Source organism: Cupriavidus sp. BIS7 (genome assembly GCF_000292345.1).
Classification (GTDB): Bacteria; Pseudomonadota; Gammaproteobacteria; order Burkholderiales; family Burkholderiaceae; genus Cupriavidus.
This window is the reverse complement of the sequence record NZ_ALOU01000038.1, coordinates 1-19495: the sequence shown is the minus strand read 5'-3', so window position 1 is coordinate 19495 and position 19495 is coordinate 1. Positions and strand designations below refer to the sequence as shown.

General features: G+C 64.3%; 18 protein-coding genes. 11 read left to right on the top strand and 7 right to left on the bottom strand.

Annotated elements, in window-relative coordinates; genetic code table 11:
• Positions 1–28: 28 nt before the first annotated feature.
• Positions 29–1003 (bottom strand): chromate resistance protein ChrB domain-containing protein, encoded by a 975-nt coding sequence (locus B552_RS0113910; protein WP_019449638.1) that lies wholly within the window; start codon positions 1001–1003, stop codon positions 29–31.
• A gap of 187 nt (positions 1004–1190) precedes the next feature.
• Complete coding sequence (locus B552_RS0113905) at positions 1191–2651, bottom strand: lytic transglycosylase F (protein WP_237718217.1); 1461 nt, start codon at positions 2649–2651, stop codon at positions 1191–1193.
• 289 nt (positions 2652–2940) lie between these two features.
• Here B552_RS0113905 and B552_RS27495 point away from each other — a divergent pair, with 289 nt between their 5' ends.
• Positions 2941–3270 (top strand): hypothetical protein, encoded by a 330-nt coding sequence (locus B552_RS27495; protein ID WP_019449636.1) that lies wholly within the window; start codon positions 2941–2943, stop codon positions 3268–3270.
• A 12-nt stretch (positions 3271–3282) separates the two neighbouring features.
• Here the strand turns inward: B552_RS27495 and B552_RS0113895 are convergent, their stop codons facing one another.
• On the bottom strand, positions 3283–4662 hold the full coding sequence (locus B552_RS0113895) for a sensor histidine kinase (RefSeq protein WP_019449635.1): 1380 nt from the start codon (positions 4660–4662) through the stop codon (positions 3283–3285).
• Positions 4659–5327, bottom strand: coding sequence for a response regulator (locus B552_RS0113890; RefSeq protein ID WP_019449634.1), 669 nt, complete (start codon positions 5325–5327; stop codon positions 4659–4661). The genes B552_RS0113895 and B552_RS0113890 overlap by 4 nt, the downstream gene beginning before the upstream one ends.
• A 207-nt stretch (positions 5328–5534) precedes the next feature.
• On the opposite strand from B552_RS0113890, the gene B552_RS0113885 reads away from it, so the two are divergent.
• From B552_RS0113885 to B552_RS0113870, 4 genes are all read left to right on the top strand, one after another.
• On the top strand, positions 5535–6536 hold the full coding sequence (locus B552_RS0113885; protein ID WP_026035643.1) for an ABC transporter substrate-binding protein: 1002 nt from the start codon (positions 5535–5537) through the stop codon (positions 6534–6536).
• 75 nt (positions 6537–6611) lie between these two features.
• Positions 6612–7409: an ABC transporter ATP-binding protein gene (locus B552_RS0113880; protein ID WP_026035642.1), complete on the top strand. Its 798-nt coding sequence runs from the start codon at positions 6612–6614 to the stop codon at positions 7407–7409.
• A 16-nt stretch (positions 7410–7425) separates the two neighbouring features.
• Entirely contained in the window at positions 7426–8271 is an 846-nt protein-coding gene (locus B552_RS0113875; protein ID WP_085958779.1) for an ABC transporter permease, read from the top strand.
• A gap of 173 nt (positions 8272–8444) precedes the next feature.
• On the top strand, positions 8445–9137 hold the full coding sequence (locus B552_RS0113870; protein ID WP_019449630.1) for an NnrU family protein: 693 nt from the start codon (positions 8445–8447) through the stop codon (positions 9135–9137).
• A gap of 103 nt (positions 9138–9240) precedes the next feature.
• Here B552_RS0113870 and B552_RS0113865 read toward each other — a convergent pair whose 3' ends face one another.
• A complete protein-coding gene (locus B552_RS0113865) occupies positions 9241–10365 on the bottom strand; it encodes a porin (protein WP_019449629.1) in 1125 nt (374 codons plus the stop codon).
• Between the two features lie 276 nt (positions 10366–10641).
• On the opposite strand from B552_RS0113865, the gene B552_RS0113860 reads away from it, so the two are divergent.
• A complete protein-coding gene (locus B552_RS0113860) occupies positions 10642–11697 on the top strand; it encodes a DMT family transporter (protein WP_019449628.1) in 1056 nt (351 codons plus the stop codon).
• Positions 11698–11715: 18 nt separating this feature from the next.
• On the opposite strand, the gene B552_RS0113855 is transcribed toward B552_RS0113860, so the two are convergent.
• Together B552_RS0113855 and B552_RS0113850 are read right to left on the bottom strand one after the other, a co-directional pair.
• A complete protein-coding gene (locus tag B552_RS0113855) occupies positions 11716–12522 on the bottom strand; it encodes an IclR family transcriptional regulator (RefSeq protein WP_019449627.1) in 807 nt (268 codons plus the stop codon).
• Positions 12519–13304, bottom strand: coding sequence for a helix-turn-helix domain-containing protein (locus tag B552_RS0113850; protein ID WP_019449626.1), 786 nt, complete (start codon positions 13302–13304; stop codon positions 12519–12521). Before B552_RS0113850 ends, B552_RS0113855 begins: the two co-directional genes overlap by 4 nt.
• Positions 13305–13539: 235 nt before the next feature.
• Here B552_RS0113850 and B552_RS0113845 point away from each other — a divergent pair, with 235 nt between their 5' ends.
• From B552_RS0113845 to B552_RS0113825, 5 genes are all read left to right on the top strand, one after another.
• Positions 13540–14499, top strand: a complete 960-nt coding sequence (locus B552_RS0113845; protein ID WP_019449625.1) for an MBL fold metallo-hydrolase — start codon at positions 13540–13542, stop codon at positions 14497–14499.
• Positions 14500–14660: 161 nt separating this feature from the next.
• Complete coding sequence (locus tag B552_RS0113840; RefSeq protein WP_019449624.1) at positions 14661–16412, top strand: FAD-dependent oxidoreductase; 1752 nt, start codon at positions 14661–14663, stop codon at positions 16410–16412.
• A 25-nt stretch (positions 16413–16437) separates the two neighbouring features.
• Positions 16438–16647, top strand: a complete 210-nt coding sequence (locus B552_RS0113835) for a DUF2783 domain-containing protein (protein WP_019449623.1) — start codon at positions 16438–16440, stop codon at positions 16645–16647.
• An 81-nt stretch (positions 16648–16728) separates the two neighbouring features.
• Entirely contained in the window at positions 16729–18090 is a 1362-nt protein-coding gene (locus tag B552_RS0113830; protein WP_019449622.1) for an MFS transporter, read from the top strand.
• Between the two features lie 182 nt (positions 18091–18272).
• Positions 18273–19181: a glutamate/aspartate ABC transporter substrate-binding protein gene (locus B552_RS0113825; protein ID WP_019449621.1), complete on the top strand. Its 909-nt coding sequence runs from the start codon at positions 18273–18275 to the stop codon at positions 19179–19181.
• Positions 19182–19495: the final 314 nt, after the last annotated feature.

Here is a 19495-nt window from a genome sequence, read left to right as displayed (position 1 = left end):
GTCTGACTCTGCCGGGATTGGCAACGGCCTAGCGCTTACGCGGGCTGGAGAAATGCGTGTGGAGGGAATCGAGGACTTGGCCGACTTCTTCCAGCAGTGCATCGTCATCGGGCAGGCGCTCACGCGCGCCAGCCAGCACCGCTTCGAAGCCGCTCGCTTCCGCAACGGGCGTGCCGCCGATGTCCAGCACATGGATCATCTGGCCAAGGCGCGCCAGTCCCTTGTCCTCATCGAGCCCGAAGCTGGCAAGCAGCACTTCAAAGGAAACGCGATCGCCGATATGCGTGAACGTCGCGCCATCGAAGTCGAAACCGAGCACGTCGTCCGGGCATTCGCGGACGTCATCGAGCCAGAGGAAGGTGGCATGGGGATCGACGAAGCGCCGGATCAGCCAGGCGCAGGCGACGCGGTCGACCCAGAGGTGCCGCCGTGTCGCCCAGCGTCGGCCCTGATATTGGGCGGGGTCGCGTCGCGGGATGCTGCCCGCCACGCCGTGCGGCTCACCCGGCGACAGCATGATGTCGATGGCTGCATTGAAATCACGCCATTGCGCTTCTGCGCGGGCCGATGCGTCGTTGGGGAAAAAATCGATCTTGCGAATCGCGTCGAATCCGCGGCCATGGCGGCGAGCAATGCGCAGCAGCTCCGCTTCGTCCGCGCTACCCAGCGTTGCACGGGCGCCCGAAAGCTCCGCCATCCATGCCGCGTATTCGGGGCGGCGGTCGAACAGTGCGCGATACTCGGCATCTTCCTGTGCATCGGCAGCCTGAACTGAAAGAATCCAGACTTTGCCGTCCTCGCTAGCGGCGTCCTGTGCCAGTGCCTGGAGCTGGGCGCGCAAGCCCGCCAGATTGGGCAGCAGGTAGGCGCCATCGCGCAACGCCGCGCCGCCCAACGACTTGATGCCGCGCCAGAGTCGCATGCGTGGCGTCGCGGCTGATGTCGGCAGGCTGACGACGAGCAGTAGCCAGGCGGTTTCGGAAATGGATGGAAGCGGGTTCATGCGCCCAGCTTAGCTGGACGTAGTCACTGCTTCAATGTTGTAGAGATATCTACAATCGCTGGTTCGGGATTTTCCTGGAAAGGTCGCGGCGTGGTCGCGTGCTCTATGGGCCCCGGCGGCATGACTCGGAGCCCGTCAGGCCAGCCGGGACAGGCGCCCAGATGGCTGACCGCAACCCGCCAGGGCCTCACTTGGCAACCTTCTGCATGGCCCGGCTTCTCTCGGCCTGCGCGTCTTCGATCAGGCGATAGGCCGCGTAGTACTTGTAGATGTTGCGCACGTACGTGGTGGTCTCTATGCCGATCCGCTCTGACGTCACGATTTCGACGTTGTTGAACCACTTGTCCGGATCCAGGCCGCGTGCCTTCGCTTCCTTGCGCATCTTGGCGATATTTCCCGGGCCGGCGTTATAGCTTGCAAACGCGAACAGCGGCCGGTCGGTGTCCGAGAACTTCGCATCGGGGAAGTACTTCGACATCAACTGGTCCAGGTACTTTGCGCCGGCGTGAATGTTGGACTCGGTGACCTTGATGCTGCCCACGTTAAGCTCCTTCCCGGTGGCCGGCATCACCTGCATGATCCCGATCGCTCCCACGTGGCTGCGTGCGTCCTGGTTGAGTTGCGATTCCTGGTACCCCTGTGCGGCAAGCATCAGCGGGTCGAAATGGTAGGCCTTGCCATACTTCTCGAAGAACGCGATGGTGTCCTGGAACCGCTTGATCTCGGCACCATTGGTGTTATCCGAGATCTGCTTGACGACCTTCATGTACTGCTTCAGCCGATATTCGGCCAGGCCCTGCTTCTTGATGAAGTTCACGTAGTAGTCCGTGATGACGGCGTTCAACTGCGGACTGCCCTTGCGGAATGCCCAGCCGATCTTGCTGCCTTCCCGTACCGCGAGATCCTCGTGGACCTTGATCTTGGGGAGGATCTGCGCCCAGGTGCGCGCTTTCCAGTCATCGACCACCAGAATCTGCAGCGTGCCCGCGTTCAGCATTTCCATCGCGTCCTCGTCTTCCAGCGCATCGGGCAGCAGCACCAGATGCATTTGCGGCTTGCCGGCCTGTTTGAAACGGTTGTTCAGCGCCACCAGGCTTTCGTGATAGCTGCTGCTGGGGCGCACGTGCACGGTCTTGCCGGCGAGGTCGTCGAGCGTGGCAAGCGTGGGCGATCTTGGGCCCGTGATAACAAGCTCACGGATTGGCTTGCTGGTCTGCCCGGCAACGAAGTCGACCAGCTTCAGCCGCGCGTCGGTGACCGTCAGGTTGCCGGCGGCAATATCGCCAAGGCCTGCGTTCAGGTCGGGCAGCAGGCGGTCGCGTGTGACCGGAATCATGACGACCGTAATCGGCCGATTGCCGAGACGGGCGGCCATCGTCTTGTTGATGTAGCGTTCGAAGTCCCGCACGGTGTCAGCCGTCACCCCGCGCTCGCGTCCGCGGTCGTTGAAGTACAACGTGCGGCTGTATGGCACCAGAACGCGGATCATGCGGCGCTCCACCATGCCGTCGAAATCCCCGGTCCAGGGCTTGATGCTCAGGCTAAGCTGACGTGGCGGTGCCAGAGGCTTCTCGGTGGGCGCGGCCACAGCGGGTGCAGGTGCAGGCGCAGGCGGCGCAGCCGCGAGCGAAAGTCCTGAAGACGCCATTGCCAGCCCCGCGAGTGCGTGAATGCCGGCAGCAACAAGCATCGATCGAACGTTGGGCATTTTGCGCACCTCGCACGGCAATCACCTCGAACGGGATTGCGATGTCAGGGGGCGCGCGTGACCGGGAGCGGGCCCCCGGCACGCGAACGATCGCTTTCCGCGAATTAAGAATAGGCTGGCTTTCGTGCCGCAATGCAGCGACTGGCTGCCGTATCGGGCAGGATTTCTTGCCTAGACTGATTGCAGGGCGGCCAGGCCATCCGGGCGCCGGCCGCAAGGATCGTCAGTCATGAACAGCACTGCACTGCATACCGTTCACGCGCTCTGTGCTGCGGGCGCGGCGGGCGTGTCGTTGCTTGCCGCGATGCCAGCCAGCGCGGTGCCGCGCGAGTTCGTGTACACCGTCAACGTCCAGATTCGGGATGGCCGCACGGTGCAATGCGCAGTGAACGAGCCACCGCACTATCCGCCAGTACCGACCCCGGCACTTACCACCGACGAGCGCGTGGAAGCTGAGGTGCTTGCCACGCAGCGGCTGCGGCTGCTGTCGGGCCCGCGCGGCCCCTATCCGGCCGGGGATACCGCACCGGCAATCACCTGCTTCGCATTGCCCGGCTAGTAGGCCGCCGCTTCAGCCCGCCAGCGGCAGGCTTACCGCAAACGTGACACCGTTGCCGTCGATGCCCGGCAACAGCCTGATATTGCCCTGCGCCGCCACCACGATCTCCTTGACGATGGCCAGGCCCAGGCCGCTGCCCTGCTGGTGCGGCTGGGCGTGGCGGTAGAAGCGGTCGAACACCTTGGGTCGCGCCTCGGGAGGAATGCCGGGACCGTTGTCGCTGACCGACAACATGGCAAAGCCCTGCGCCACGGAGACGGCCACCGTGACCTCGCCGCCGTCCGGCGTGTAGCGAATGGCGTTGTCGACCAGGTTGGATATCACCGCAACGAGCATCCACTCGTTGATGCGTACCTTGACGCTGTCGGCGGGCATGTCGGCGCCCAAATCGATCTGCTTGCGCTGGGCCAGCACCACCAGGTCTTCCAGTACCGCGGTTACGGCCGGCACCACGTCCGCCACCGCCTGGCCCATGCCCGGGCCGCTGGCGCTCTGTGCCTCTGCCTGCGACAACAGCAGCAGCTTGTTGACCAGGTCGGTCATGGTTTGCGTGCTGCCCTCGGCCGAGCCGATGATCTCGCGCAGCCGGCTGTCGTCCTGCATCTGCGTGGCGTATTGCAGCTGCGTACCGAGGATGGCCAGCGGGGTGCGGATCTGGTGGGCGGCATCGGCAATAAAGCGCTTCTGCCGCAGTACGTGTTCGTTGAGCCGCTGGATGCACTGGTTGATGGCTTCGACGATGGGACGCAGCTCCTGCGGCAGGTCGCCGGCCCTGACCGGTTCCAGGTCCATCGGATCGCGCCCGGCCACTTCGTCGCGCACGCGCAGCAGCGGGCGCAGCTCGACGGTGAGGCCGCACACCGCCAGCAGCGCCGCCAGCAGCAGCAGGGCGACCTCGCGCGTCAGCGCGGGGGTGCTCAACGTGCGAACCAGGTCCCGGTTGCCCTTGAGCGTCTGTCCCACCGTCACAATGACCTTGTACGCATGGCCGTCGGTGAACATCAGGCGCGAAAGCTGGACCACGCGAACCGGCAGGCCCTGGAACGTGGTGGGGTAGAACACGGGATTGGCGGCACCCGCAAGCGGCGGCCCCAGCCCCGGGTTGCCCGCCAGGACCCGCCCGGCGTCGTCGATGACGTTGTAGAACACCTGGTCGCCGAACGGTGAATCGAACAGCGACAAGGCTGCCGGGGGCACATGCACCACAAGCCGGCCGTCGAACCAGTTGACCTGACCGGCGATGACTTCCGCCGAAGCCTGCAGCGCGCGGTCCTGCACGCGATTGGCGGTGTCCACCGCGCGCAGGTATGACGCGTAGCCGGTAACGACGACGAACGCCGCCAGTGGCAGCAGCAGCCAAAGCAGCAGCCGGGCGCGCAGGCTGTGGATCATTGCTTCTGCTGCAGCAGGTAGCCAAGCCCGCGCAGCGTCATGATGGTGGCCTGGCAGCCTTCCAGCTTCTTGCGGATGCGATGGATGTAGATCTCCACGGCATCTTCGCTGGCGTCTTCCTCGATGGCGTAGATGCCGTCCATCAGCGCGGACTTCGAGACGGTCTTGCCCTGGCGCTGCATCAGGATCTCCAGCGTGGCGTGTTCCTTGACCCGCAGCGGCAGCAACTGCCCCTCGACGAAGAACTGGCGCGTGTCGCTGTTGTAAGTGAGGTTGCCGCAACTGAGTTCGGCCTGCTTTTCACCAAGCTGGCGGCGTGCAAGGGCCTTGATGCGCGCCAGCAGCTCTCGCACTTCGAACGGCTTGACGAGGTAATCGTCCGCACCCAGGCCCAGGCATTCCACCTTTTCGTCGACGGAGCCGCTGGCGGTCAGCATCAGCACCGGCACGTTGTTGTGCCGCGCGCGCAGGCGGCGCAGCACGCTCTTGCCGGTCAGCCGGGGAAGCTGCAGGTCGAGCAGCACCACGTCGTACTGCTGGGTCAGCAGCAACTGGTCGGCGACTTCGCCGTCAAGTGCCGTATCGACCACGAAACGCTCTTCCTTCAGCAGCCGGACAAGCCAGTGGACAAGCGAGTCGTTGTCTTCGATCAGCAATACCTTCATGAACCGCTCTGCATTCTGGGGGGACGTGGGGGACGTGTTCCGGACCCACAGTGAACGCCCGGAAGGGCCGGTCGGTGTACCGGGGATTTCCCTTGGACGCGAGGAAAGCTTGGTGAAGGTTTCGGCTACCTAGAATGGCCCTCGCCGTGCAGTTCCTGTGCGGCGCACATCAAAAAACAGAAAAGGATGGAGACAGGCATGAAACTCTTGCGGACCCAAGCGCTGGTCGCCGTGCTGTCCTTGATGGCGGTGTCTGGTACTGCACTTGCAGCGGATGGCAGCGGCAAGCTCACGATCATGGTCGGTGGCGCAACCAAGATCATCTACCTGCCAGCCAAGCTGACCGAACAGCTCGGCTATTTCAAGGAGGAAGGGTTGGACGTCGAGATCCAGTCGCAGCCGGCCGGCGTCGATGCGGAGAACGAGCTTCTGGCCGGCGCCGTGCAGGGCGTGGTGGGTTTCTATGACCACACCATCGACCTGCAGAGCAAGGGCAAGGAAGTCGAAGCCGTGGTCGTGCTCGGTCAGGTACCGGGCGAGGTGGAGATGGTGGCCACGCGGTCTGCAGGCCAGATCAAAAGCATGGCCGACATCAAGGGCAAGACGCTTGGCGTGACCGGGCTCGGATCGTCCACCAACTTCCTGACGCAGTACCTGGCATTCCGAGCGGGCGTGGCATCGAGCCAGTTCACGGTGCTGCCGGTCGGCGCGGACACCACGTTCATCGCCGCGATCCGCCAGGGCCGCATCGATGCGGGCATGACCACCGAACCCACCGTCTCCCAGTTGCTGAAGACCGGCGAGGCGCAGGTGCTGGTGGATCTGCGCACCGCGGAGGGCACCACACAGGCACTGGGTGGGCTCTATCCGGCGTCTAGCCTCTACATGCAGCGGGCGTGGGTCGATAGCCACAAGGACCAGGTGCAGAAGCTGGCACGGGCCTTCGTCAAAACGCTGCACTACATGAAGACCCATTCCGCCGATGAGATCGCGCAAAAGATGCCCAAGGACTACTACGGCAACAACCGCGACTTGTACGTCAAGGCGCTGGCGTCGTCGATGCCCATGTTCACAGCCGACGGAAAGATGCCGGCGGGCGGCCCGGAGACTGTTCTGAAGGTGCTGGCCTCGTTCGACCCAACGGTCAAGGGCAAGCACATCGAGCTGAGCCGCACCTATACCAACGCGTTTGTCGACCAGATCAAGTAGGCCATCGCCACCGGCACTGTCATTGCCATACCCACGATTGCGTAGCCGGTGAGGGCCGGCCACAAGGATTTCTTCATGACTGAACCAGTATTGCAGGACACGCCGGCCATCGAGTTCGATCGCGTCTCCTGTCGCTTTATCGCACCGGACGGCTCCGCCACGGTCGCCTTGCGCGACTTTTCGATGACCGTCGGCAACGGCGAGTTCGTGGCGATCGTCGGACCGACCGGCTGCGGCAAGTCCACCACGCTGAGCATGATCACCGGGCTGCTGCGCCCCAGTTCCGGCGAAGTACGTGTGATGGGCAAGCGCGTCAGCGGAATCGATCCGCGCATCGGCTTCGTGTTCCAGGCCGATGCCGTGTTCCCGTGGCGCACGGTGCTGCACAACGTGGCGGCGGGCCCGCTGTTTCGTGGCAGCGCGCGTGACGCCGCGTACGACCTGGCCGAGCAGTGGATTCGCAAGGTGGGGCTGGCGAAGTTCGCCAATCACTATCCGCACCAGCTTTCGGGTGGCATGCGCAAGCGCGTGGCGCTGGCGCAGACCTTTATCAACAACCCGCAGATCCTGCTGATGGACGAGCCGTTCAGCGCGCTCGACATGCAGACGCGCACGCTGATGCAGGACGAGCTGCTGCAGCTGTGGTCCCAGACCGCGGGCTCAGTGGTCTTCGTCACGCACGATCTGGAAGAGGCGATTGCGATGGCGGACCGCGTGCTGGTGCTGACAGCGCGCCCGGCCACGCTCAAGCGGGTCTACGAGATCGACCTGCCGCGCCCGCGCGTGACCTCCGAGATCCGCTATGACAAACGCTTCGTGGAGCTTTCACGGGAAATCTGGGCGGACCTGCGCGAAGAGGTCCACATTGACTGACGCCAACAACATGACCATGGACGCGAATATCGCATTTGCCGCGCAAGACGCGGCCTTCGAGGCGGAAGCCAAGGCGCGCGCGCGCCGCCGCTACTGGGTGATCTTCACGCTGCGCATCATGCTGCTGGTGGTGGTGCTGGGCGGCTGGGAACTGGCCGGACGGCTGCAGTGGATCGACCCGTTCTTCTTCTCGATGCCATCGCTGATCGTTGACCAGATCCAGGACTGGTTCGTGAACGGCACCTCGCAAGGGCCGCTGCTGACCCAGGTGTGGGTCACGCTGGAAGAAACCGGGCTGGGCTTCCTGATCGGCTCGGTGGCTGGCGTGCTGTGCGGCATCGTGCTGGGGCGCAACAAGCTGCTGGCCGATGTGTTCAGCATCTATATCCAGATTGCCAACTCGATTCCGCGCGTGGTGCTTGGATCGATCTTCGTCATTGCGCTTGGCCTGGGCATGGCGTCGAAGGTGGCGCTGGCGGTGGTGATGGTGTTCTTCGTCGTGTTCGGCAATGCGTTCCAGGGCGTGCGCGAGGCCGACCGCTACCTGATCGCCAATGCGCAGATCCTCGGTGCGTCGAAGCGGCAGCTTACGTTCTCGGTGGTGGTGCCGTCGGCCCTGAGCTGGATCCTGGCCAGCCTGCATGTGAGCTTTGGCTTTGCGCTGGTGGGTGCGGTGGTCGGTGAATTCCTCGGCTCCAAGCAGGGCATCGGGCTGCTGATTGCCACGGCACAGGGCGCGTTCAACGCCAGCGGCGTGTTCGCGGCGATGATCGTGCTGGCCGTGGTGGCGCTTGCCGCGGACTATCTGCTGACCAGCCTGGAGAAGCGTCTGCTCAAGTGGAGGCCGAACCCGCTAGGCTGAGGCGCCTGCCACGCAGACATGCTCTAAAACGCATTCCGGTCGTCTCCGCTTTCGTTTTCACTTTCATCTCCACCTCTGTTTCAATTTCCCACGCCCGTGGCTGCAGGCGTGGGATTTTTTTCGTTGCAACTGGGATAAGATCGCCGGGTCGACTTGACTGGGGAGCCGTACCAATGGGAAGCACCTACACAGTTGCAGTGGCCGCGGCCGCCTTCGTGGGCAGCCACTTTCTCTTGTCCCACCCGCTTCGCGCACCGCTGGTCCGCGCGATTGGTGAAAGACCATTCCAGGGTGTGTATTCGCTAGTTGCGCTTGTAACGTTCGTCTGGATGGTCAGAGCCTACGGCCGCGCACCGCTTTCGGCGCCGCTATGGCCGGTAGGGGAAGGTATCTGGGCGATCGTGACCGTGGTCATGTTGATCGCATCGATCCTTTTCATGGGCTCCCTGGTTCGCAATCCTGCGCTTGTTTCCGCCGGCCGACCCGGCCCGTTGCCAGAAGCGGCACTGGGCGTGTTTGCGGTGACGCGGCATCCGATGATGTGGGCGTTCGCGCTCTGGGGTCTGTGCCATATCGCGGTGTACCCGGTAGCCAAGAGCATCGTGCTTGCGTCGGCGCTTGTCGTTCTGGCGCTTGTCGGCGCCGCATTGCAGGACCGCAAGAAGGAGCAACTGCTGCCGGAACGCTGGCGCGCGTGGGAATCGAAGACGAGCTATCTGCCGTTCGCCGCGATCATCGCCGGGCGCGCGCGGCTGGGCGGGTTCGGCCTGCACGCACTGCTGGGCGGCCTGGTGGTCTGGCTCGTGGCGACATGGGCGCATATGCCGCTCAGTGGGATGGCGGCGGGCATCTGGCGCTGGCTGTAGCGGCGTTTCGGCGCGCCGCGCATAAAAAAACCGGCCTTTTGGGCCGGGGACAAGGAAAGACAAGGAAGCACCGAAACATGAGGCGGCGTGTGCCGCCGTCGGATCAGAAGCGGGTGCGCATGCCGACCGCGAACTCGCTCTGGTGCGCGAAGCCGTTGGACTGCGAAGCGTGGTAGCCGTGCTGCAGGAACATGTAGTCGGCCGCCAGGTAGACCTCGGTGCGCTTGGAGAAGTGATAGAAGATCGAGCCGTAGACCGTGTTCTTGCGGCCGCTGTCCGTGGCGGTGGACGCCGACGTGTTCGTGAACGCATTCAGCGTGAAGCCGTCGGCGTTGAGCGCGGCATTCCCGGCCTTCATCATCTGGTAGCCGATGGCGTAGTCGAACGCACCCTTCGGCGCGATCTTGAACGACACCGTGTAGGCATCGTCCCGGCGCGTGCCCAGCGCGCCCTGGTCGGCCGTGTAGTGGTAGTAGCCGGCGTTGGCACGCACGATGCCCCAGATGTAGTTGCCGCCAGCCGAATACGCGCGGTGCCACTGTTCGCCGATCTTGGCCTGGGTGTAAAAGCTGGACAGGTGGAAGTTGCTGCCGTTGTAGCCCAGCGTCACGCTTTCTGTGGTGCCGGTCGACGGGTTGCCCGGCACTTCGCCGAACTGGTAGCCGGCACCCGCAACCAGGCCGTTGTCCCAGATTTTCTTCCACACCACGCCGTTGTTCATGCGCGTGCCGGTGGCGCTGCCCGCGTAGAAGACGAGCTGCTTGAAGTTGTTGTTGTTGGTATAGCCGCCTTCCTCCGTGGTCAGCACGGCCGAGGTATAGGGATCGGAATAGATGGCGGACGCGATGGGGTCACGCGCGATGGCGTTCTGGCGGCCAAACGTGATCTTGCCGACGGTGTCGTTGGCGATGCCGACCCAGGCGTCGCGGTTGAACAGCACGCCCGGGGTGTCCATCGCCCCGTCATAGCTCTGGAATTCGCTTTCGAGCCTGAAGATGACTGACGTATGGGCACCGATATCCTCGGAGCCGGTCAGGCCCCAGCGGTTGCCGCTGAACCATGCGGGTTGGTGATAGCCCGTCAGGCGGTGGCCCTGGGCATCGGCGTTGCTGATCGTGCTCAGGGTCGAGTCGATCAGGCCGTACAGCGTGACGGTGGATTGGGCGTGCGCCTGGCCGGCGCAGGCGGCGCCGACGGCCAGTGCCAGCGCTGTGTACTTGCTCTTCAAGATTTTCTCCTCGGGCTCTGCTTTGTTGTGGGTGCGGTCGTGCTGTCCGCGGGCGGGATTTGCGATGGCAGGTCCGTCTGTGGGCAGTCCGTTGGATCGTAGTGGGGCGAAGCCTTCATCCGGCTTTCCTGCCGAGGTGCGAATCCCCCGGGGAATTACTGATGTTGTGTGCTGGCGACGAGACTGCAGTGCTGGTGGATGGCCGATTCATGCCGTGACGCGCGAGCGTTGCAGCGCGACAATAACGATCTCCGAAACGCATTCCGGATTCGCGTCATGTCGATTCGTACGGCTTCCCCCGCACTGCTGGCGGCGCTGCTGTTCGGCGCCAGCACGCCGCTTGCCAAGGCACTGATTGGCGCGGTGTCTCCGCTGCTGCTGGCGGGGCTTCTCTATCTGGGCAGTGGCATCGGGCTTGGGCTGGTGCTGCTGGTCCGCAACACGTGGTTTCGTGCGGGACCGGAGCACGGTGATACCCGAATTCCGCGCGCCGAACTGCCGTGGCTGGCCGGCGCCATCGTCGCTGGCGGCGTGGCAGGTCCGGCACTGTTGATGAGCGGCCTGGCCTCGACGAGCGCGGCGTCGGCGTCGCTGCTGCTCAATGTGGAAGGCGTGTTCACCGCGCTGATTGCGTGGCTGGTGTTCAAGGAAAACACCGACCGTCAGATCGTGCTGGGCATGATCGTGATCGTCGTTGGCGGGCTGCTGCTGTCGTGGCAGCCGGGCAGCATGCGGATGTCGGGCGGCGCGTTGCTGATCGTCGGCGCATGCCTGTGCTGGGCCATCGACAACAACCTGACCCGCAACGTGTCCAGCAACGACGCGCTGCTGATTGCCTGCCTGAAGGGGCTTGTGGCCGGGGTTTGCAACACCGGCCTGGCGCTGGCGTACGGCGCGGCGGCGCCGTCGGTGCCGGCCATCGCCAGCGCAATGCTGATTGGCTTCGCGGGCTACGGCATCAGCCTGGTGCTGTTCGTGGTGGGCCTGCGCGTGCTTGGCACCGCGCGCACAGGCGCGTACTTCTCTATCGCCCCGCTGTTTGGCGTGCTGATTTCGCTGATCCTGTGGCCGGAAATGCCGGGGCTAGTGTTCTGGCTCGCCGGGCTGCTGATGGGGGTGGGTGTCTGGCTGCATCTGCGCGAGCGGCACGAGCACGAGCACACGCATGAACCGCTCGCGCACAGCCATTCGCACCGGCACGACGCGCATCACCAGCACACGCACGATTTTCCGTGGGATGGCAAGGAGCCGCACCGGCATTGGCATCAGCATGAGGTCATGGTGCACAAGCATCCGCATTATCCGGACGTGCACCACCGTCATTCGCACTAGGAAACTGCGTGGGCGGAATCAGGCGCCTGCCGGTCCGCTTGCGCCGAATCGCCAGGACAGCCGTTGTGCCGCCTGTTTGACCAGCTGAGCCGTATCGCTGCCCAGGCTGCTGTCAAAGCTGCCGCTGCTGCCCATGACCGCGATGACCAGCGCGAGCGCGCCCGTGTGATCGAACACCGGCGCCGCAAGTGTGTCGATGCCGGGCACGGGCCGGCTCACGGCGTGGTCGATGCCGCCGGTGCGAATCGTGCGCAACCGCTCCGCGTACTCGGTCTGTAGTGTCCCGTCGAACCTCGTGCCCGCCATGCGGATTGCGTCCTGCGCGAGTGCGTCGGACAGGACATCGTCGGGCAGATGCGCGGCGACCATGCGGCCGATTGCAGTATTGACCATCGACAGCACGGTGCCCACGCGCAGGCTCACGTGCTGCGGGCGGGCCGATTCCTCTAGCCGGATCACGGTTGGCCCAAGCGGACCCTGGACGGCCATCGCCACCGACAGCCCGGTGGCGTGCGCCAGCGCAATCACTTCGGGCTCGGCCTCGCGCGTTGGCGAGAGTCGCTGCAGCGCAATCAATCCAAGTTCCAGACCCAGCGGGCCAGCCTGGAAGTCCCCGTTGGCGTTGCGCGATAGCAGGCCAATCTTCTGCAGGCTGACCAGATGCGGAAAGGCCTTGGCCGGCACCATGCCTGCGGCGCGCGCCAGTTCTCCGAGCGAAAGCGGCCGTCCTGCATCGACGAGCGCACCGAGCAGTTGCCCCGTGTTGTCGAGCGACTGGATGCCACGTTGGGGTTTGGCGGCGTCCGCCTGCGGTTCGTCAGTCATGCGTCGCCTTGCTTCATCGTGTGCGCGATGTCGGCAATCGCAGCACGCAGCGCGCCGGCCACCGGGCCGTCCCACGCAACATCGATTGCCCCGGTGGGACCGATCGCGGTCAGCACCAGACGCAGCGCGCCGTCGTCGTCGATCAGCGGCATTGCCAGGCTGCTGACGGCCGGGCTCGGGGAATCGATGCTGCGTTCCATGCCGCGCGCACGGATGGCCGCCAGCGTGTCGAGAAATGCGGGAAGCGTGGATGCCGTGGCTGGCGTCTGCTGGCGGGTCCAGATTGGCTGCCAGTGCGCTTCGGGCTGGAACGCGCAATAGGTGCGGCCCGTGGCGGTGGCAGCCAGCGACATCACGGTGCCGACGTGCAGGTTCACGTGCAGCGATGTACCCGCCGTTGCGTAGTGGACGATGGTGGGCCCCTGCGGCGTGGGCAGGCTGATCGCCACATTGAAGCCGATGCCGGCCGCCAGCGTGCGCACGCGCGGCACGGCGGCACGGTAGGCCGGTTCATGGTCCAGGTGCAGCATGCCGAGCCGCAGCGCCAGCGGGCCCGGTTCGTAGTAGCCATCGACATGCTCGCGCTTGATCAGGCCGAGCCGGGTCAGGCTGACCAGATACGTATGCGCCTGCGCCGGCGCCAGCTGGGCCGCGGCGGCCAGTTCGGCCAGCGGCAACGGGCGCCGCGCGTCGGCCAGCGCCTGCAACAGGCGGCCGCTGACCTCCACGCTCTGGATGCCGCGCTGCGTCTTGCCGGAAACCTCACCCGGGGTGCGTGCCATGGCTGTGTGCCTTGCCTCAAAAGCCCAAATGGTAATCGATGCGCCTTGCGAGTCGCCCCTGGTAGTCGCATCGGATGGGGGTTTTCCCGAGGTACGTCACGAGCGTACAAGGCTTTGCGGGTAATTTAGCAAATAGCAACTACATTTGCCATTGACTAAAAATAGCCGTATTCCTAAGATTCCCTTACCGCTTCCCCCGCACGATTCCCCCGCAAGATTCCAATACGAGGCAGACATGGCAAAAGCTTTTGCATCCCAGGCCGACCTTGAGGCCAAGCAGATCACCTTCACCCAACTTTCCGAAAACGCCTACGCCTATACGGCAGAGGGCGATCCCAATTCCGGCGTGATCATTGGCGACGACGGCGTGATGATCATCGACACCACGGCCACCCCGGCCATGGCGCAGGACCTGATCGCCAAGATCCGCTCGGTCACCGACAAGCCGATCAAGTACGTGGTGCTGTCGCACTACCACGCGGTGCGCGTGCTTGGCGCCTCGGCTTACTTTGCAGAAGGCGCGCAGCAGATCATTGCCAGCCGCGGCACGTACGAGATGATCGTCGAGCGCGGCGAAGCCGACATGAAGTCGGAGATCGAACGCTTCCCGCGCCTGTTCGCCGGCGTGGAGACCGTGCCGGGCCTGACGTGGCCGACGCTCGTGTTCGAGCGCGAGATGACGCTGTTCATGGGCAAGCTCGAAGTACGTATTGCCCATCTGGGTGCAGGCCACACGAAGGGCGACACCGTGGTGTGGCTGCCGCAACAGAAGGTGCTGTTCTCGGGTGACCTCGTCGAGTACGACGCAGCCTGCTACTGCGGCGACGCCCAGCTAGAACAATGGCCGGCCACGCTCGATGCACTGGCTGCGCTCCAGGCCGAAAAACTCGTACCGGGCCGTGGCCCCGCACTGACCACGCGTGAGGAAGTGGCCAAAGGCCTGGCCTATACGAAGGACTTCGTTTCCACCCTGCTCCAGGCAGGCAAGGAAGCCGTGGCCGGCAAGATGGACCTGAAGGCCGCGATGGCGCATACGCGCATATCGATGGACCCGAAGTTCGGCGAGGTGTTCATCTACGAACACTGCCTGCCATTCGACGTCTCGCGCGCTTTCGATGAAGCATCGGGCATCACGCATCCGCGCATCTGGACGGCGCAGCGTGACCAGGAGATGTGGGCAGCCTTGCAAGACTAGGAGACACCAGCAAAACGATTCTGGCGTCGTTGCGCGGCCTTGCCGTACCACTTGTACTGTCTGCGGCCGCGCGCCTAGCCAGAACCGCTTCGCTTCGTTTTGCTGGCGTCTCCCGCGCGCACAGCATAGATACCCACACATTAAAAGTGGACGGAGACACCATGAGCAGTACAGAAGTCGAGATCGACTACCAGCGCCAGACGTACGACTACGTCCCCTGCGCCGAGCAACAGGCGGATGCCGCCGCGAATCCGCATCCTGTGATCGTGGTCGGGGCCGGGCCGATTGGCCTGGCTACCGCGATTGACCTGGCCCGCCACGGCGTGCCGGTGGTGTTGGTGGACGACGACTGCACGCTGTCTACCGGCTCGCGCGCAATCTGCTTCGCCAAGCGCACGCTGGACATCTTCGATCGGCTTGGCTGCGGCGACCGCATGGTCGACAAGGGTGTGCGCTGGCACCTCGGCAAGGTCTTCCTGCAGGACCGCCAGGTGTATTCGTTCGATCTGCTGCCGGAGTCTGGCCATCAGCGTCCGGCCTTCATCAACCTGCAGCAGTACTACGTTGAAGGCTATTTGCTGGAATGTGCGCAGGCGCTGCCGAACATCGAGATCCGCTGGAAGAGCCGTGCCGTGGCAATCGAGGAGCAGGCGGATCACGTGGCGCTGACCGTGGAGACGCCAGACGGCTGCTACACGCTGCGTGGCCGCTACGTGGTGGCCGCCGATGGCTCGCGCAGCCCGCTGCGCAAGATGCTCGGTCTGGAAAGCCACGGCCACACGTTCCGTGACCGCTTCCTGATCGCCGATGTGAAGATGGATGCGCCGTTCCCGGCAGAACGCTGGTTCTGGTTCGATCCGCCGTTCCATCCGAACCAGTCGGTACTGCTGCATCGCCAGCCCGACAACGTCTGGCGCATCGATTTCCAGCTCGGCTGGGATGCCGACCCCGCGTTCGAGAAGACGCCCGAGCGCGTGATTCCGCGCGTGCAGGCGCTGCTGGGGCCCGATGCAAAGTTCGAACTCGAATGGGTCAGCGTCTACACGTTCTCGTGCGTGCGCATGGACAGCTTCCGCCATGGCCGCGTGCTGTTCACGGGCGATGCGGCGCACTGCGTTTCGCCGTTCGGCGCACGTGGCGCGAACAGCGGCGTGCAGGATGCCGAGAACCTCGCCTGGAAGCTCGCCTACGTGCTGCAAGGCAAGGCGCCGGACAGCCTGCTCGATACGTACGCCAGCGAGCGCGAGTTCGCCGCCGACGAGAACATCCTCAACTCGACACGTTCGACTGACTTCATCACGCCGAAGAGCGCGGTCAGCCGTATCTTCCGGGATGCCGTGCTGACGTTGGCACGCGACCACGCATTCGCGCGCCAGCTCGTCAACAGCGGTCGGCTGTCAGTGCCTGCGGTGCTGCACGACTCACCGCTGAACACTGCTGATGCCGAGCCGTTCGCCGGCCGGATGGTGCCGGGCACTGCGTGCGTCGATGCGCCCGTGGCGGGCGCGGAAGGCAAGCCGTGGCTGCTGCCGCATCTGGGCGACGACTTCGTCGCGCTGATCTTCGGTGCGCCGGCCGGTATCGACGTCGCGTGCCGTCAGGCGCTGATGCAATTGCAGCAGGGTGGCATTCCGCTGCGCGTGGTGTTCGTGACCGATGCGGCCATCTCGGCATCGGCCGAAGCCTGGCCCGGCGCGATCGTGCTGCGCGACGCGGAAGGTGTTGCCGCCAGCCGCTACGACGCGCGCGCGGGCACCTGCTACCTGATCCGCCCGGACCAGCATGTCTGTGCGCGCTGGCGGACGGTTGATGCCAGCCAGATCGCCGAGGCCATCGCACGCGCCACATGCAATACGGCGGCAACCGCCGCAGCCCAATCGCCAGCCGCGGCACGCGCGCCGGCACTGGCCTGATCGTCAGCAACAAGGAGACAGGCCCATGCCGCTCAACACCGCCCCCAATCTTGCGCGCCCCGACGACTTCTACGAGGCGCTGATCGATATGCACCGCGATCTCGACGACGGCGAAAGCCAGGCTGTCAACGCGCGGCTGATCCTGCTGCTGGCCAACCATATCGGCGATCTCGACACACTGCGCGAGGCAATGCGCCTGGCGCGCGAAGCCGCCGCCGAACCGGCCGCCAGCTAGCCAGACCTTCCTTTCCATCGATGACCCGACAGGGACGCGACAGACGTCCCGGGGCCAACTCGACCCTATCCGGAGACAACCATGCATACCCAGAGCCTGGGCGCCGCCCCCGCCTTGCCCGAAGCTTCGCCCCACACCGCGCCGCACGCACTGCCCACGCAGCAGGAAGACGCGCTGTATCGCAAGGTCTGGCTGCGCATCATCCCGTTCCTGTTCATCTGCTACGTCGTGTCGTTCCTGGACCGTATCAACATCGGCTTCGCCCAGTTGCAGATGAAGCAGGACCTCGGCTTCAGCGATGCAATGTATGGGCTTGGCGCAGCGGTGTTCTACGTTGGTTACGTGCTGTGCGAGGTGCCCAGCAACATGCTGCTGGCGCGCTTCGGCGCGCGCCGCACGTTCACACGGATCATGCTGCTTTGGGGCGTTGCGTCGGTCGGCATGATGCTGGTCTCGCAGCCATCCCACTTCTACGTGCTGCGCTTTCTGCTTGGCGTGTTCGAAGCGGGCTTCTTCCCGGGCATCGTGCTGTACCTGACCTACTGGTTCCCTGCGCGCCGCCGTGCGGCTGTCATGGCGATCTTCTTTGCCGGTGTGGCCGTGGCGGGTGTGCTCGGCGGACTGGTGTCGGGATGGATCATGCGCGACATGGCCGGCGTGCTTGGCATGCACGGCTGGCAATGGATGTTCGCGATAGAAGGCGCCCCGGCGGTGCTGCTCGGGCTGATCGCCGCCACGTGCCTGGTTGACGGTCCGCGCCAGGCGCGCTGGCTGACGCCGGCCGAGCAGGACTACCTGGTGGCCCAGCATGCGGCGGAGTCACGCAATACAGGTGGCCACGCGCATTCGATGCAGGCGCTGCGGCAGGCGTTGTGCAATCCGCGCGTGTACCTGTTCGCGTTCATCTACTTTGCGCTGACATGCGGATCGCTGACGCTGTCGTTCTGGATGCCACTGATGATCCGCGACTTCGGTATCCAGGACGTGGTGGCCGTGAGCCTCTACTCGGTGATCCCGAATGCGATCGGTGCGGTCGGCCTGATCCTGATCGCGCGGCGCTCGGACAGGCTTGGCGAACGCCATGGCCATTTCCTCTGCTGCACTGCGGGAGGTGCGCTGGCGCTGGCGGCACTGACGCTGCATGTGCCGAGCCTCGGGGTGTCGCTGGCAATCCTTTCGGTGGCTGCCGTCCTGATCTTCGCCGCGCTGCCGATCTTCTGGGCGCTGCCGCCAAGCCATCTGCCCGCGCAGACCGCGGCCACCGGCATCGCCTTTATTTCCAGCATCGGCATTACCAGCGGCATCGTCAGCCCCTGGGTGATCGGCCAGATCAAGGCGCATACGGGCAGCATGGACAACGCGCTGTACCTGCTGGCCGGGCTGCTGCTGGCCAGCGGACTGGCGATGTGGAAGGGGGTGCCGCGCACGCCGCCGGCGCGCTAACCTTCCAGCCGCACCAGCGGCATCAGCCGGTGCGTTCATTCCCCGACATCGGGCAATATTGGCCAGCCAATGCCCGAAGTCGGGGAAAATTCATTTGTTTCATGGTTATCCATGATGGAACACTTGTTGCTATATGCCTAGCATTGCAACACCTGACGCTTTCATTCACCAGGAGTGTTCCCATGAACCAGTCTTCCCTGATCCGTGCCGCCGTGCTGATGGCGGTGTCGTTCGGCGCCGGATCGGCGCTGGCAGTCGACGTGGCCGCCAGCCCGACGCTCAGCAAGATCAAGTCGACCGGCACGATCTCGATCGGCCACCGCACGTCGTCGATCCCGTTTTCCTACTACGACGCCAACCAGAAGGTGATCGGCTTCTCGCAGGACATCTGCGATCGCGTGATCGACGCGGTGAAAAAGGAAACCGGCACGCCGAACCTGCAGGTGCGCATGGTGCCGGTGACATCGCAGAACCGGCAGTCGCTCGTGCAGAACGGCACGGTGGACCTGGAATGCGGCGTGACCACCAACCTGAAATCGCGCCAGCAGCAGGTGGCGTTCTCGACGACGTTCTTCGTGGCCGGCACGAGGCTGCTGGTCAAGAAGGGCAGCCCGATCCATGACTTCGGCGACCTTTCCGGCAAGGCCGTGGTGACGAACGCCGGCACCACATCGGAACGCATCCTGCGCAAGCTCAACGACGAGAAGAGCGCCAACATCACAATCCAGAGCGCCAAGGATTATGGCGAATCGTTCCTGATCCTGCAGTCCGGCCGCGTGGCCGCGTTCATGATGGACGACGTGCTGCTGTCCGGCTCGCGCATGCTGGCGCCCAACCCCAGTGACTGGGTGGTGGTCGGCACGCCGCAGTCGTTCGAAGCGTACGGCTTCATGATGCGCAAGGACGATCCGGGCTTCAAACAGGTGGTGGATGGCGCGATGACCGGCCTGATGCGCAGCGGCGAGATCAACACGCTCTACGCCAAGTGGTTCATGAAGCCGGTGCCGCCAAAGAACATCAGCTTCGACCTGCCGGAGAGCGATCAGATCAAGAAGGCTTACGCACATCCGAATGATGAGGCGTTTGAGTAAGGCGTAAGGGCGCACGTAGGGGCGCGGTCAGGTGGGCGGGGCACGAATGCCTACACGCCCATCACCGCCCCGTATATCGCAAAAAATTCAAATGAAGATCAGTAGGATCGACGCAACTCACATTAATACGAAATATTAAATTCGTGCTCTCATCGGCACCAAAACGGAGTAGCGTGCGGCGCTGGGTTTTAACAGTGTCGTGGCGTGAATGATCTCCTCGCAGCGGGTTCAGTCAGGCCCGTGTCGAGCGAGGAATCATGGCTGGTGATGCACTGAGAGCAATCGGTGGCGCGTTGTTTGGCGCCGTGACGGGG